The 14,040-nt window shown below is 62.4% G+C and carries 15 protein-coding genes and 1 tRNA gene; 6 read left to right on the top strand and 10 right to left on the bottom strand.

All coding sequences use genetic code 11. The annotated features are described in order from the left end of the window. Positions 1-4: 4 nt before the first annotated feature. The 3 genes from obgE to rplU all read right to left on the bottom strand — a co-directional run bounded on the left by obgE (position 5) and on the right by rplU (position 1,847). Positions 5-1,114 carry a GTPase ObgE gene (obgE, locus tag CLU90_RS23555; protein ID WP_071325171.1) on the bottom strand — a complete coding sequence of 370 codons (1,110 nt, stop codon included), beginning with the start codon at positions 1,112-1,114 and terminating at the stop codon, positions 5-7. A 108-nt stretch (positions 1,115-1,222) separates the two neighbouring features. After that, positions 1,223-1,495, bottom strand: a complete 273-nt coding sequence (rpmA, locus tag CLU90_RS23550) for a 50S ribosomal protein L27 (protein WP_070219281.1) — start codon at positions 1,493-1,495, stop codon at positions 1,223-1,225. A gap of 40 nt (positions 1,496-1,535) precedes the next feature. Further along, positions 1,536-1,847: a 50S ribosomal protein L21 gene (gene rplU, locus CLU90_RS23545; RefSeq protein WP_034754730.1), complete on the bottom strand. Its 312-nt coding sequence runs from the start codon at positions 1,845-1,847 to the stop codon at positions 1,536-1,538. Between the two features lie 304 nt (positions 1,848-2,151). On the opposite strand from rplU, the gene ispB reads away from it, so the two are divergent. Continuing rightward, on the top strand, positions 2,152-3,141 hold the full coding sequence (gene ispB / locus CLU90_RS23540) for an octaprenyl diphosphate synthase (RefSeq protein WP_092715900.1): 990 nt from the start codon (positions 2,152-2,154) through the stop codon (positions 3,139-3,141). 49 nt (positions 3,142-3,190) lie between these two features. Here the strand turns inward: ispB and arsC are convergent, their stop codons facing one another. Continuing rightward, positions 3,191-3,613 (bottom strand): arsenate reductase (glutaredoxin), encoded by a 423-nt coding sequence (arsC, locus tag CLU90_RS23535; protein ID WP_092715898.1) that lies wholly within the window; start codon positions 3,611-3,613, stop codon positions 3,191-3,193. A 13-nt stretch (positions 3,614-3,626) separates the two neighbouring features. After that, positions 3,627-3,980 carry an ArsR/SmtB family transcription factor gene (locus CLU90_RS23530; protein ID WP_175539363.1) on the bottom strand — a complete coding sequence of 118 codons (354 nt, stop codon included), beginning with the start codon at positions 3,978-3,980 and terminating at the stop codon, positions 3,627-3,629. Positions 3,981-4,113: 133 nt separating this feature from the next. Here CLU90_RS23530 and CLU90_RS23525 point away from each other — a divergent pair, with 133 nt between their 5' ends. The 4 genes from CLU90_RS23525 to CLU90_RS23510 all read left to right on the top strand — a co-directional run bounded on the left by CLU90_RS23525 (position 4,114) and on the right by CLU90_RS23510 (position 8,834). Continuing rightward, positions 4,114-6,165, top strand: a complete 2,052-nt coding sequence (locus tag CLU90_RS23525) for an AsmA family protein (protein ID WP_092715896.1) — start codon at positions 4,114-4,116, stop codon at positions 6,163-6,165. 113 nt (positions 6,166-6,278) lie between these two features. Beyond that, positions 6,279-6,355: transfer RNA gene (locus tag CLU90_RS23520), tRNA-Pro, on the top strand. Between the two features lie 126 nt (positions 6,356-6,481). Continuing rightward, positions 6,482-7,876, top strand: coding sequence for a GntP family permease (locus tag CLU90_RS23515; RefSeq protein ID WP_092715894.1), 1,395 nt, complete (start codon positions 6,482-6,484; stop codon positions 7,874-7,876). Positions 7,877-7,910: 34 nt separating this feature from the next. Beyond that, a complete protein-coding gene (locus CLU90_RS23510) occupies positions 7,911-8,834 on the top strand; it encodes a Na/Pi cotransporter family protein (RefSeq protein WP_051959398.1) in 924 nt (307 codons plus the stop codon). Positions 8,835-8,836: 2 nt separating this feature from the next. On the opposite strand, the gene CLU90_RS23505 is transcribed toward CLU90_RS23510, so the two are convergent. The 4 genes from CLU90_RS23505 to CLU90_RS23490 all read right to left on the bottom strand — a co-directional run bounded on the left by CLU90_RS23505 (position 8,837) and on the right by CLU90_RS23490 (position 12,590). After that, a complete protein-coding gene (locus CLU90_RS23505) occupies positions 8,837-10,234 on the bottom strand; it encodes a sodium:solute symporter family protein (RefSeq protein ID WP_092715889.1) in 1,398 nt (465 codons plus the stop codon). A gap of 131 nt (positions 10,235-10,365) precedes the next feature. After that, positions 10,366-11,169, bottom strand: coding sequence for a 3-oxoadipate enol-lactonase (gene pcaD, locus CLU90_RS23500; RefSeq protein WP_092715887.1), 804 nt, complete (start codon positions 11,167-11,169; stop codon positions 10,366-10,368). Positions 11,170-11,180: 11 nt separating this feature from the next. Further along, on the bottom strand, positions 11,181-11,471 hold the full coding sequence (catC, locus tag CLU90_RS23495) for a muconolactone Delta-isomerase (RefSeq protein ID WP_034754617.1): 291 nt from the start codon (positions 11,469-11,471) through the stop codon (positions 11,181-11,183). Between the two features lie 9 nt (positions 11,472-11,480). Continuing rightward, on the bottom strand, positions 11,481-12,590 hold the full coding sequence (locus tag CLU90_RS23490; protein WP_092715885.1) for a muconate/chloromuconate family cycloisomerase: 1,110 nt from the start codon (positions 12,588-12,590) through the stop codon (positions 11,481-11,483). 102 nt (positions 12,591-12,692) lie between these two features. On the opposite strand from CLU90_RS23490, the gene CLU90_RS23485 reads away from it, so the two are divergent. Then, entirely contained in the window at positions 12,693-13,607 is a 915-nt protein-coding gene (locus tag CLU90_RS23485; protein ID WP_100429552.1) for a LysR family transcriptional regulator, read from the top strand. A gap of 3 nt (positions 13,608-13,610) precedes the next feature. Here CLU90_RS23485 and CLU90_RS23480 read toward each other — a convergent pair whose 3' ends face one another. Beyond that, positions 13,611-14,003 carry a hypothetical protein gene (locus CLU90_RS23480; protein WP_092715883.1) on the bottom strand — a complete coding sequence of 131 codons (393 nt, stop codon included), beginning with the start codon at positions 14,001-14,003 and terminating at the stop codon, positions 13,611-13,613. Between the last annotated feature and the right edge of the window lie 37 nt (positions 14,004-14,040).

The raw sequence follows: 14,040 nt of genomic DNA, 5'->3' as shown, positions 1-14,040 counted from the left end.
GCTCTTAGTCGAGGATCTTGAAACGCGGATCATCCGGGTCGATCGACGAGATACCACGCGCTTCTTCGGTCATCTGCGTTTCTTCGGCACGGCTTTCGCTGTGTTTCTTCTCTTCCAGATGCTGGTAAATCGCATTCACCAGTTCCGGGCAACCTTGATGGTTCAGCGCGGAGATCTCGAACACGGGACCTTTCCAGGCGAAACGCTTGAGGAAGTCCTTGACGATCTTCTTGCGCTCTTCTTCCGGCACCATGTCGAGCTTGTTCAACACCAGCCAGCGCGGCTTGTCGACCAGCGACTCGTCGTACTTCTTCAATTCCTTGACCAGCGCCTTGGCTTCCTTGACAGGATCGACGTTGGTTTCAAACGGCGCCAGGTCGACGATGTGCAACAGCAGACCCGTGCGCTGCAAGTGACGCAGGAATTGATGGCCCAGGCCCGCGCCTTCGGAAGCGCCTTCGATCAAGCCCGGAATGTCGGCGATCACAAAGCTCTTCTCGTGCGACACGCGCACCACGCCCAGGTTCGGGTGCAGAGTGGTAAATGGGTAATCGGCGATTTTCGGACGCGCGTTCGAGACAGCCGAAATGAAGGTCGATTTGCCGGCGTTCGGCATGCCCAGCAGGCCAACGTCAGCCAGCACTTTCAGTTCCAGGCGCAGTTCGCGGCGTTCGCCTTCCTTGCCCTCGCCTTTTTGGCGTGGCGCGCGGTTGGTCGAGGACTTGAAGTGGATGTTGCCCCAGCCGCCTTCGCCGCCCTTGGCCAGCAGTTCGATCTGGCCGTGTTCGGTCAGGTCGGCCAGGATTTCGCCGCTCGCGTTGTCGATGATCAAGGTGCCGACCGGCATGCGCAGATGGATGTCATCGGCGCCCTTGCCATAGCAATCTGCGCCACGGCCAGGCTCGCCATTGCGAGCCTTGTGCATTTTGGAAAAGCGGAAATCGACGAGCGTGTTGATATTGCGGTCGGCCACGGCCCAGATGGACCCGCCCTTGCCGCCATCGCCGCCATCGGGGCCGCCGAAAGGCCGGAATTTTTCACGGCAGAAAGATGCGCAGCCGTTGCCGCCATCGCCCGCGATGACTTCGATTTTTGCTTCGTCGATAAACTTCATAATTTTGCCGCCATAAAACTAAAAAGGCTCTACCTTGGGCAGAGCCTTTCGATTGAAGGCTTGCGCCTTACATCATGCGATCATGCGGAGCACGCGCTCCGCGATGAATTACGCTGGTACTGCTTCGTTTGGTACAACGGTCACGAATTGCTTCGAGCCAGCACCTTTGACAACGAACTTCACTTTGCCCGCGATCAGCGCGAACAGCGTGTGGTCCTTGCCCATGCCTACGCCTTCGCCGGCGCGCACTGGGGTGCCGCGTTGACGAATGATGATGCCGCCAGCATTGATAGCTTGGCCGCCGTAGACTTTAACGCCCAGACGTTTTGATTCTGAATCACGGCCGTTTCGCGTTGTGCCGCCGCCTTTTTTATGTGCCATTTAAGACTCCTTGATAGCTGATTAATTCAAACAGCGGCGATTAGCCGTTGATCGAAACGATTTGGATTTCGGTAAAATTCTGGCGATGGCCTTGATGCTTTTGGTAGTGCTTACGACGACGCATCTTGAAAATTTTGACCTTATCATGGCGACCATGCGCCACAACCGTAACCAGTACCGTTGCACCTTCGACCAATGGAGCACCAAACTTGATGCTGTCGCCCGCGCCTACTGCGAGAACTTGATCGATGGTGATTTCGGAACCAATGTCTGCCGGTATCTGTTCTACTTTAAGTTTTTCGCCAGCGACAACTTTGTATTGTTTGCCACCGGTTTTTATGACCGCGTACATGATTTGAAACCTCATCAAATGTTGAAAGAATTTGTCCCATTGCCGTGCAAAGCAAGCCGTACACAACAGGGGGAACCAGCGATTATACACGGACTGAGAAATTGCGTCAAAAACTATTCACAAAGGCGAATGTTCGTGGTATGTCGACAACCCGACCATCATGTCAGGCTTGCGCCAGGGGGACAGGAAAACGCGCGGCAGTGCCAACAAGATCAATCAATTGCCCTACAGTCATAGGCAAACGTCACGCACGCGCAAGCCTTGTCGTATAATCGCGGCACCCACAATCTAATGCAGGTTCGCCTTGTCTGACGCTAACAAACACGTTAACCAAAACACCATCGTGCAAACGATTGCCGCCGATATGGACGCAGTCAATACGGTGATCCGCCAAAAGTTGCACTCCGATGTGATTCTGATCAACCAGATCGCTGAATACATCATCAGCGCAGGGGGCAAGCGCATCCGTCCCGTGCTGATTTTGCTGGTGGCCAATGCCCACGCCTATCGCGGCACGGCGCACCATGAACTGGCCGCCGTGGTCGAATTCATCCACACCGCCACCCTGCTGCACGACGACGTCGTCGACGAATCGTCGATGCGCCGCGGACGCCAGACGGCCAATGCCCTGTTCGGCAATTCCGCGTCGGTGCTGGTGGGCGACTTCCTGCACTCGCGCTCGTTCCAGCTGATGGTGTCGCTCAATAATATGCGCGTCATGCAAATCCTGTCCGACGCCACCAACGTGATCGCCGAAGGCGAAGTGCTGCAGTTGCTGAACATGCACGATCCTGACGTGACGCAAGAGAGCTATTTGAACGTCATCCGCTCGAAGACAGCCAAGCTGTTCGAAGCGTCGGCGCAACTGGGCGCCCTGATCGCCGGCGCCAGCGAAGACGATATCGAAGCGGCCGCCGAATACGGCCGCTCGCTGGGCACGGCTTTCCAGCTGATCGACGACGTGCTCGACTATGCGGGCGACGCCGCCGAAATCGGCAAGAACGTGGGCGACGACCTGCGCGAAGGCAAACCGACGATGCCGCTGATCTGGCTGATGGAAAACGGCACGCCGGAACAGCGCGAACTGGTGCGCAGCTGCATCGAGCAAGGCGACGAACAGCATTTCGATACCGTCCTGACGGCCATCACCAGCAGCGGCGCCCTCGACTACACGCGCAAGCAGGCGGAAATCGCCGGCCAGCGCGCCGCCGATGCCATCGCCGGCTGGCCCGACAGCGTCTACAAGCAATCGATGCTGCAACTGTGCTCGTTTGCCGTGGACCGCAATCACTGATCGCGTTTCACTCTCAATCATACAAAACGGCGCCACTGGCGCCGTTTTTTTATTTCACCGGCTTGCCGTCGGCGCCGATCACGGCCTGGCCATCTTCCTTTGCAAATGCCCCTTGCTGCGGCAGCGGCAGGATTTCCAGCACCTTTTCCGACGGCCGGCACAGGCGCACGCCCAGTTCCGTGACGACGATGGGGCGGTTGATCAAAATAGGATGGGCTTGCATGGCGTCCAGCAGGGCCGCATCGCTGAGCTCGGGATTGGCCAGGCCCAGCTCATCGTACAGGTCGCCCTTGTCGCGCATGACGGCGCGCACGGACAGGCCCGCGCGCTTGATCAGGTCGACCAGCGCTTCGCGCGAAGGCGGATGCTTGACGTAATCGATGATGACGGGCTCGACGCCCGTGTTGCGGATCAGGGCCAGGGTATTGCGCGACGTGCCGCACGCCGTGTTGTGATAAATCGTGATCGTCATGTCGTGATGTCCTTCAGTTGGTGGGTTCGCTGACGCAGCAAGGCGCGCCCGCGCAGCAGTTTTCGGTCAAAAAAGCCAGCAAGCCGTTCATGCCCGCATAATTGGCGGCATAGATGATGGAGCGCCCCGCCTTGCTTGCCGTCACCAGATTGGCATGCGCCAGTTCTTTCAGGTGAAACGACAGCGACGAGGGCGCAATCGCCAGCGCTTCGGCGATTTTCGTCGCGGCCATGCCGTCCGGCCCCGCTTGCACCAGCAGGCGGAACACGGCCAGCCGCGATTCCTGCGCCAAAGCGGCCAGGGCTGCGATGGCGGCCGTACTCGTCAGCGGCCCGGCTTGCGCCGTATTTGGGTTTTCATTTTCCATAATTCAATAATAGTCGAATTATTGAATCATTTCAAGCGACACGCCTTGGCTACATATTTTACGTAACCCAGCGCACCGACTGTCATGGCCTATCGGTCTACCTTGATGAAAAAATCATTGCGACTGGCTTACCATGACACGCTCAACCCCGCTCAAAATCCTCGGCTGGAGCCTGGCCGCCCTGCTGGCCCTGATCGCCATCGTCGTCATCTTCGTGCTGACCTTCGACTGGAACCGCGCCCGCCCCTACATCAACGAGAAGGTGTCGGAAAGCACGGGTCGCAGCTTCGTCATCGGCGGCGATTTGCAGGTGAAATGGCAGCAAGGGCGGAAGACGGAGCCGGGCTGGCGCCGCTACGTGCCGCGCCCCGTCATCAGCGCGCAGGACGTGCGCATGAGCAACCCGGACTGGGCGACGGCCGGCCCGCAACTGGCCAGCGCGAAACGCATCGACGTGGCCATCCATCCCTTGCCCCTGTTGCAGCATCGCGTGGTGCTGACGGACCTGGCGCTCGAGGCGCCCAACATTGCCCTGCAGCGCCGCGCCGACGGCAGCAACAGCTGGACACTGAAAGACAACGGCCCTTCGGCATGGGACGTGGAAATCCAGCGCATGGCCTTCGGCGACGGCGCCATCCGTTATCTGGACGAGGGCATCGCCCTCGACGTGCACGCCAAGGTCAGCTCGACGGCGCCCGACGCCACGCCCGGCGATGCGCCAGGCAGCGCGCCCATGCAAAAATACGGCATCGCCTTCACCCTGGGCGGCAGCTACCGCAAGGCGCCCGTCACGGGCGGCGGCAAGGCGGGCGCCGTGCTGTCATTGACCGACAACAACACCGTGTATCCCGTGCAGGCGCATGCCGTGCTGGGCAAGAACAAGGCCAGCATCGATGGCACCCTGACGGATCCGCGCTCGCTATCCGGCATCGATTTGCAGCTGAGCCTGGCCGGCGCCAGCATGGCCGACCTGTATCCGCTGACGGGCGTGCTGCTGCCGGAAACACCGGACTACGCCACCAAGGGCCGCCTGCTGGGCAAGAAGGACGGCGCCAGCTGGAACTGGACCTATCAAAACTTCAAGGGCACGGTGGGCCAGAGCGACCTGGCCGGCACCCTGCAATACCTGCCGCGCCAACCGCGCGCCCTGCTGCGCGGCGAAGTGACGTCGCAGCAATTACGCCTGGAAGACCTGGGCCCCACCATCGGCGCCGACAGCAATGCGCGGAAACAGGCGCGCGGCAAGGCGCCCGTGCAGCCCGACAACAAAGCCTTGCCCGTGGAACAGTTCAATACGGCCAAATGGGATGCGCTCGACGCCGACGTGAAGTTCACGGGCAAGAAACTGGTGCGCACGCATGATATCCCGCTCAACGACATCGTCGCCAACATCCGCATGAAAGACAAGGTGCTGAGTTTGACGCCGCTCAACTTCGGCATGGCGGGCGGCGACATCACTTCGAACATCACGCTCGACGGCCGTCAAAAGACCATCGCCGCGCAAGCCAAGGTGGCGGCGCGCCACCTCAAGATACGCGAGCTGTTTCCCAAGCTGCAATCGATGCAAGCGAGTTTCGGCGAAGTGTATGGCGACGCGGCACTCACGGGCCACGGCAATTCCGTCTCGGCCATGCTGGCCAGCGCGAATGGCGAACTGGCGGCCACCGTCAGCGAAGGCTCCGTCAGCCAGTTCATGCTGGAACTGGCGGGCCTGAACCTGGCCAATGCCGTCTTCGTGAAAATCTTTGGCGACAAGCAAGTCCACCTGAACTGCCTGGCCAGCGACTTCGCCGTCACGAATGGCCAGGCCGACGTGCGCCGCTTCGTGCTCGACACGGACACGGCCGTGGTAAATGTCACGGGCAACGTCAACCTGGCCACCGAAACCCTGGACCTGGACGTGCGCCCCCGTACCAAAGGCGCCCGCATCATCACCCTGCGCACGCCACTGTACGCAAAAGGCACGTTCAAGAACCCGGACGTGGGTCCGCAAAAAGGCCCATTGGCCCTGAAAGCCGGCGCCGCCGTGGCCCTGGCCACCGCCGTCACGCCGTTGGCCGCCCTGCTGCCGCTGGTCAACGTCGACAAAGCGCCAGACACGGACTGCGCCGCCGTCATGGCCCAAGCCAACGCACCCGCAAGAACCCCACCGCACCGGCAACGAATGCGCCAGCGAAAAAAGTGAGCGAAGCGGAAATCAAGAAGGCCCAGCAAGAAAAGAAATAAGCAGGCTTGCAGCAAACAGGCTTGATGCAGCCGCTTGAAACCCGCCCCGCCATCTGCTGTAATGAAGAAAAGCGGGGTGTGGCTCAGCCTGGTAGAGCGCTGCGTTCGGGACGCAGAGGCCGGAGGTTCGAATCCTCTCACCCCGACCAGCCTCGCCCCTCACGCGCCAGCTTGAACTGCTTGCACCTTGACCTGCGCGTTGGTGTGCCGCCGGGAAGTATGATATTAATTTCGCCATTAACATCTTAACCACTTCTCTCGCAAGGGCCTGACCGATGTCTTTCCTGATAGTTCTGGCCGCTCTGGCCTTCCTGATGCTGGCCGCCTACCGCGGCTACAGCGTGATCCTGTTTGCACCCGTCGCTGCGCTCGGCGCCGTGCTGCTGACCGATCCGTCGGCCGTGCCGGCCGTGTTCAGCGGCATCTTCATGGAAAAGATGGTGGGCTTTATCAAGCTGTATTTTCCCGTCTTTTTGCTTGGCGCCGTGTTCGGCAAGCTGATCGAGCTGTCCGGCTTTTCCCAGTCCATCGTCGTGGCCGCCATTCGCTATATCGGCAGTGCGCGCGCCAATGCCGTGATCGTTGCCGTGTGCGCGGCGCTGACGTACGGCGGCGTGTCGCTGTTCGTCGTGGTGTTTGCCGTCTACCCGTTTGCGGCCGAGCTGTACCGCCAGAGTAATATTCCCAAGCGGCTGATGCCGGGCGCCATCGCCCTGGGCGCGTTTTCCTTCACCATGGATACTTTGCCGGGCACGCCGCAGATCCAGAACATCATTCCGACCACTTTTTTCAACACCACCGGCTGGGCCGCGCCGTGGCTGGGCACCATCGGCGCCGTGCTGACGGTGATCATGGGACTGGCCTTCCTCGAATGGCGCCGCCGTTCCGTCATGGCGACGGGCGAAGGTTATGGCGCCGAGGCCGACAAGGCCACGGCCGGCGTGGGCGACCTGCCCCATCCGTTGCTGTCGGTGGCGCCTTTGGTGCTGGTGGGCGTGGCCAACTTTGCGCTGACCAAGCTGATTCCGCACTGGTATGGCGCCAGTTACGTGCTCACCGCCGAGGCCCTGCCCGGCCTGCATGCGCCCGTGTCGACGTCGATAGGTTCCGTAACCGGTATCTGGGCCGTGGAAGGCGCCTTGTTGCTGGGAATTTTGCTCGTCTGCGTGACGGCCTTCGGGCGCATCCGCGCCGCCTTTGCCGACGGCACCAAGGCGGCCGTGGGCGGCGCCTTGCTGGCGGCCATGAACACGGCGTCCGAATATGGTTTTGGCGGCGTCATCGCGGCCATGCCCGGTTTTCTTGCCGTCAGCAATACCTTGCGCAGCGTGCCCGATCCGCTCGTCAACGCGGCCGTATCCGTGACGACCCTGGCCGGCATCACGGGCTCGGCCTCGGGCGGCATGAGCATCGCACTAGCGGCCATGTCGGACAGTTTCATCCAGGCCGCGCAGCAGGCCCATATTCCGCTCGAAGTCATGCATCGCGTGGTGGCCATGGCCAGCGGCGGCATGGATACCTTGCCGCACAACGGCGCCGTGATCACCCTGCTGGCCGTCACGGGCCTCACGCACCGCCAGTCCTACCGCGACATTTTCGGCATCACCGTCATCAAGACGGTGGCCGTGTTTTTAGTGATCGGCATTTACTACCTGACGGGACTGGTATGATCGCGTCTTCCCCGACGCTCACTCGCACCGCTCCATGAATCATTTCCAGGTATTGATCGCGGCCGTCTCGGCCGTGGTGCTGTTTTTGTACAGCTTGCAAGCCTTCAGCCGCGAGCTGCAAGCGATGGGCGGCGCCGGCATGCAAGCCTGGCTGGCCCGGGTCACTACCAACCGCTGGTATGGCTTTCTCGTCGGTGCCATCGCCACGGCGCTGGTGCAGTCGAGCAGCGCCACGACGGCGCTGGCCGTGGCCCTCGTCGACGCGCAAGTGATCAGCTTTGCGGGCAGCCTGGCAATCCTCCTGGGTGCGAATGTCGGCACGACGGCCACGGCCTGGCTGGTGTCGATGAAGCTAACGGGCATCGGCCCCCTGTTCATCATCGCCGGCGCCCTCGTCTCCAGCCTGCCCAGCAAGATACAGGCGCTGGGCAAGGCGGCGTTTTACTTTGGCCTGATCTTTTTCGCTCTGGACCTGATTTCAAGCGAACTCAAGCCGCTGCAGGCGCAGCCGTGGTTTGTCGATACCTTGGCGCAGGCGCGCGAACCGTGGATCGCCTTGCTGATGGGTGCGCTATTTACGGCGCTGGTGCAATCGAGCAGCGTCTCCACCGGCCTGGCCATCGTGCTGACGCAGCACCAGTTGATCCCGGCCGAGGCGGCCATCGCCATCGTGGTGGGCGCGAATGTCGGCTCCACCTCGACGGCGCTGCTGTCGAGCCTGCAGATGAGCGCCAACGCGCAAGCCACGGCCAAGGCCAACTTCCTGTTCAACCTGGCTGGCGCGCTGGCCTTCTTCCCTTTCATCCCCGCCCTGTCGGACGCTTTGCTGCCTCTGGCCGGCACGGCCGTGGCGGCCGCCCACCTGATTTTCAACCTGTGTGTGGGCCTGTGTTTCCTCGTGTTCCTGCCCTACCTCCAGCCACGCCTGATGCGCTGGCTGAAGGCCGCGCCAGCCTGATGCTATTTCACGGCCGGCGCGGTACCCACCGGCTGCGCCGGCTTGAACACATGGCTGATGCCCATGGTCAGCAGCGGACCGGCCAGCGCCAGGTAGGAACTGTCCACGCCATACGGATTACCCGCCAGGAACCAGCCGATGGTGGCGATCACGGAAACGATCACGCCGACAAAGGCGCCGCGCGGCGTGCCGAATTTCGGCGCATAGAAGGCCATCAGCACCAGCACGGCCAGGGTGGCGCGCAGGGCCTTGCCGAGGAAGGCGATCATCAGCAGTTTTTCCGCATACAGCGCCAGCACCAGCGGCAGCAGGCCGGCCACGACGATGGCGATGCGCAGGAACATCAGCGATTTCGCGTCGTTCTTCGCCTTGTTGTACCAGGGATCATAAAAATCCTTCATGGCCAGGGTGGCCGATGCCAGCGTGGTGGCGGAAATGCCGCCGAACAGGGCGCCGGCCAGTCCCACGATCATGATGCTGGCGGAAAACGCCGGCATGTGGGCGATCAGGGTGGGGAAGGCGTCGATCGACTTCATGCCCGGATACAGCACGGCGCTGCACATGCCGATCAAGGCCGCCATCAGGCCGAACGGGATCATCAGCGACGACACGTAATAGCAGGCGCGCTTGGCCACGGCCGGGTTGTCCGTGCTGACCAGGGCCTGGATCACGTATTGCGTGGCAAAGATGGAACCGATGCCGCCGATCATCCAGGCGATGATCTGGCCCCAGCCGATCTCGACCCAGTTGAACATCTTGGCCGGCAGCTGCGCCTGCAGCGCGCCGATGCCGCCCGTTGCTTCCAGCGCATACGCCAGCGCCAGGATCACGCCCAGGTATTTGACGATGGAATGGGCGAAATTGGTGTACACGACCGAGCGCATGCCGCCCAGGCTGACGTAGATCACGGTGATGGCGCCCACCAGCAAGATGGCCACCGTCTTGTTGATGTGCAGCACGGCCGCCAGCACGGCGCCGCCGCTCGCATACAGGGCCACGGCAACGATGCTCAGCGCGACGATGGTGAGGATGGACGCCGCATAGCGCACGGGCTCGCCATACGTTTGCGCGAGGATGCCGGAAATCGTCGACTGCCCGCTTTCCTTGTATTTTTTCACCAGCACGATGGCCAGCAGGAAAAAGCCCAGCGACAGCGCCACCAGGTTCCACGCGGCGGAAATGCCCAGTTCATAGCCCTTCTGGGCCGTGCCGATGCTGACGGAACTGCCGATGAATTCCGACAGCAGCAAGGCGCCGATCAGGAAGGCGGGATAATTGCGCCCGCCCGCCGTCATGCCCTCGGCACTGTTGGCATGCTTGCGCACGCTATAGGTAATGTACGACATGAGGGCGAAATAGCCCACCGTGACCGCTGCGATGATGATCAATCTGTTTTCCATCCGTCTACTCCAAGTCTGCTTTTCTTATTATTATTTTTCAAGAAAGCTTCCCCTGCCGCATGCCGGACCAGCCGGCGGCGGTGCTCAGGAGAAAGCCGCATTCCCGCCATACCGATACGGTACAGCAAGCCTCACACTAAAAAAGTCCGCAACTGCGCCGTAAACATGTCCGCCGCCTCGATGTTCGAGATATGCGAGGCCGGCAGGCTTGCCAGGCGGGCGCCCGCGATCTGCTGTTGCAGCCAGCGCCCGTCGTCGACGGTGGTCACGGGATCGTGCTCGCCCGCGATGATCAGGGTCGGCGCGGTGATCGTGCCGACGCCGGTGTGCAAGTCCGCCTGGGCCAGCATGTCGCAGCAGGCCGCATAGCCGCCCGCATCCTGGCCGCGCAAAATGCCGGCCAGGCGCGCCACCGTGTCCGCTTCGCGCGCGATGAACCGCGGCGTGAACCAGCGCGTGGCGGCGCTCTCGGCCACGGCAGCCATGCCGTCGCGGCGCACCTGCTCCGCCCGCAGCTGCCACGGCGCGGCGCCGCCGATGCGCGCCGCCGTATTCGCCAGCACAAGGTGCGTCAAACGCCGCGGCTGGTGTATGCCCAGCCATTGGCCCGTCAAGCCGCCCATGGAAATGCCGCAGAAGGCGGCGCGCTCCACATCGAGGTGGTCGAGCAGCGCCACCACGTCCAGCCCCAGCCGCTCGATGCCGAACGGCGCGCTACCGCTGGCCGACTGGCCATGGCCGCGCGTGTCGTAGCGCACGACGAAAAAGTCGCCGGCCAGCGCGGACGCTTGCGCGTCCCACATGGACAAATCCGTGCCCAGGGAATTCGACAGGACCAGGCAAGGCTTGCGGCGCGCGCCATCCGTGCGGTAATGCAGGCCGATACCGTCCACGTCGCACGTCTGCCCGACGGTGTCATTGCCTATCTGCGTCATGGCATGCCTCCTCAGGAATCGTCGTCGCGCACCGACGAGGGATGGCGGCACAGCGGCATCACGTCGATCTGCATGTAGGGAAACAGCGGCAGGGAAGTGAGCAAATGATGCAGCTCGTCCACGCTGTCCACGTCGAAGACGCTGACGTTGGCGTACTGGCCGGCGATGCGCCACAGGTGGCGCCACTTGCCCTCGTGCTGCAGGCGCTGCGCCAGTTCCTTTTCCGTTTGCTTGAGCTGCGCCGCCTGTTCGGCGGGCATGCTCAAGGGCAGGTTCACGTTCATGCGTACATGGAATAACATGGTTTCTCCTTATTGACGCTGCATGGAACGCAGCTTGTCCATATCGATCTCGACGCCCAGGCCCGGGCCTGTCGGCACCTGCAGCATGAAGTCGCGGTAGACGAGCGGCTCGCGCAAGACTTCCTGCGTCAGCAGCAGTGGCCCGAACAGCTCCGTGCCCCAGGCCAGCTCCGCGAACGTGGAGCACACGTGGGCCGTGGCGGCCGTGCCGACGCCGCCTTCGAGCATGGTGCCGCCGTACAGGCCCACGCCCGCCAGGCGCGCAACGGTGGCCACTTCCAGCGCCGGCATCAATCCGCCCGACTGCGTGATTTTTACCGCGTACACGTCGGCCGCATCGGCTTGCGCCAGCGCCAGCGCGTCGGCCGGGCCATGCAGGGCTTCGTCGGCCATGATGGCCACGTCGAAGCGCTGCTTCAGGCGCGCCAGCGCGGCGCGGTTGCCGGCCTTGACCGGTTGCTCGATCAGGTCGACGCCGCCCGCTTCCAGTGCGGCGATGCCGCGCACGGCGTCCGTCTCGCTCCAGGCCTGGTTGACGTCGACGCGCACGCTGGCCCGTTCGCCCAGCGCCCGCTTGATTTCCAGCACGTGGGCCACGTCGTCCATCACGTCGCGCAAACCGATCTTCAGCTTGAAGATGCGGTGGCGGCGCAAGTCCAGCATTTTTTCCCCTTCGGCGATATCGCGCGCCGTGTCGCCGCTGGCCAGTACCCAGGCCACGGGCAGCGCATCGCGCACGCGCCCGCCCAGCAATTCCGACAGCGGCACGCCCAGGCGGCGCGCCTGCGCGTCCAGCAGGGCCGTCTCGATCGCGCACTTGGCGAAGCGGTTGCCCTGGATAAGCTTGCGCACCCTGGCCATGGCCTTGGCCACTGCACTCGCTTCCATGCCGACCAGCAGCGGCGCGATATAGGTGTCGATATTCGTCTTGATGCTTTCCGGGCTTTCGCCGCCGTAGCCCAGGCCGCCGATGGTGGTCGCTTCGCCCCAGCCCGTGATGCCGTCGGCGCAGCGCAGCCGCACCAGCACCAGGGTTTGCGTATTCATGGTGGCGACCGACATGCGGTGAGGACGGATGGTAGGCACATCGACCAGGTAGGTCTCGATATTTTGAATCATATTTATTCCGTATAATTCTGTGGAGTGGTGACACGATATTCCCCAAATATCCCCACGTCCAACACCGAGTTGGTATCAAACCTATACCTGAAAGGTATGAAGATGGAATTACGGCACTTGCGCTACTTCGTTGCGGTCGCAGAGGAAAGGAACTTCACGCGGGCCGCCGCGCGCCTGCACATCGCGCAGCCGCCGCTGAGCCGGCAGATGCAGCAGCTGGAAGAAACCTTGGGCGTGGCGCTGATCGAAAAAGGGTCGCGCCCCTTGCGGCTGACGGAAGCGGGCGAGTTTTTTCTCGCCCATGCGCGCCCCCTGCTCGACCAGGTGCGCGACCTGCAGGCGATGACGCAGCGCGTGGGCAAGCTGGAACGCACGCTGTCGATCGGCTTCGTCGCCTCGACCCTGTATGGAGAATTGCCCGACATCGTGCACCGCTTTTGCGAGCGCCATCCCGAGGTCGACGTGACCCTGCATGAGATGACGACGGTGCAGCAGTTGAAGGCCCTGAAGGAAGGCCGCATCGACGTGGGTTTCGGACGCCTGAAAAGTGAAGACCCCAGCATCCGCCGCATCCTGCTGCGCGAGGAGCAGCTGGTGGTGGCCCTGCCGCCCGGCCACCGGCTGGCCAAGGGCGAAGGCGGCTTGCGCCTGATTGACCTGATCCACGAAACCCTGCTCGTGTATCCGAAAGCGCCCCGCCCCAGCTTTGCCGACCAGGTGCTGGCCATGTTCAGCGAAGGCAATGTCACGCCCGGCCCCGTGACGGAAGTGCGCGAACTGCAAATTTCCATGGGACTGGTGGCCGCCGGCCAGGGCATTTCCATCGTGCCCGAAAGCGTGCAGGCCATGCATCACCGGAACGTCGTGTACCGCAAGCTGGACGACAAGCATGCGTTCTCGCCCATCTTATTCAGCATGCGGCATAGGGACCGCTCGCCCGAGCTGGAAAACATCCTCGCTGCCGTGTACTCGATCTACGATGAACACGGCATCGCGCACGTCAAGGAAAGCCTGTAGCCCTCACGTTGACAGCGGCGCGTCGGCCAGCAATTCCGGGCGCAACGCGCGGATGCGCAGTTCCGTGAAATAGCCGCCCGCCTCGTTGTAGCGCAGGTAGTGGCGGCCGCAGTCCAGGCAGCGGGCCACCTGGCTCAGGTTCGCGGGATAGTAGCGCGGCGCGATGGGCGCATCGACGCTGTCGTAGCGCGTGCCGTACGGGTGATGCTCGGCAAACGTCGGTTCCTCGTACGGGTCTTCGCGCAGGGTGCCGATTTCTTCAAAGCGGTCCAGTTCCAGCGAAGTGGGCAGGCGCTGCCAGGCATCGAGCGGCACGGCGCAGCAGCTGCATTTTTTTGTCACCAGCGCCGACGTGGCGGCCAGTGCGGACAAGGCGGGGAAATCGATGAATATCATGTTCGGCCATTGCAAAGGTGCGGCCCATGGCAACGAG

Origin of the sequence: Janthinobacterium sp. 67 (assembly GCF_002797895.1) — a bacterium.
GTDB lineage: Bacteria > Pseudomonadota > Gammaproteobacteria > Burkholderiales > Burkholderiaceae_D > Janthinobacterium.
The sequence above is the reverse complement of the archived record's forward strand: the minus strand, read 5'-3'. Positions and strand labels throughout refer to the sequence as shown.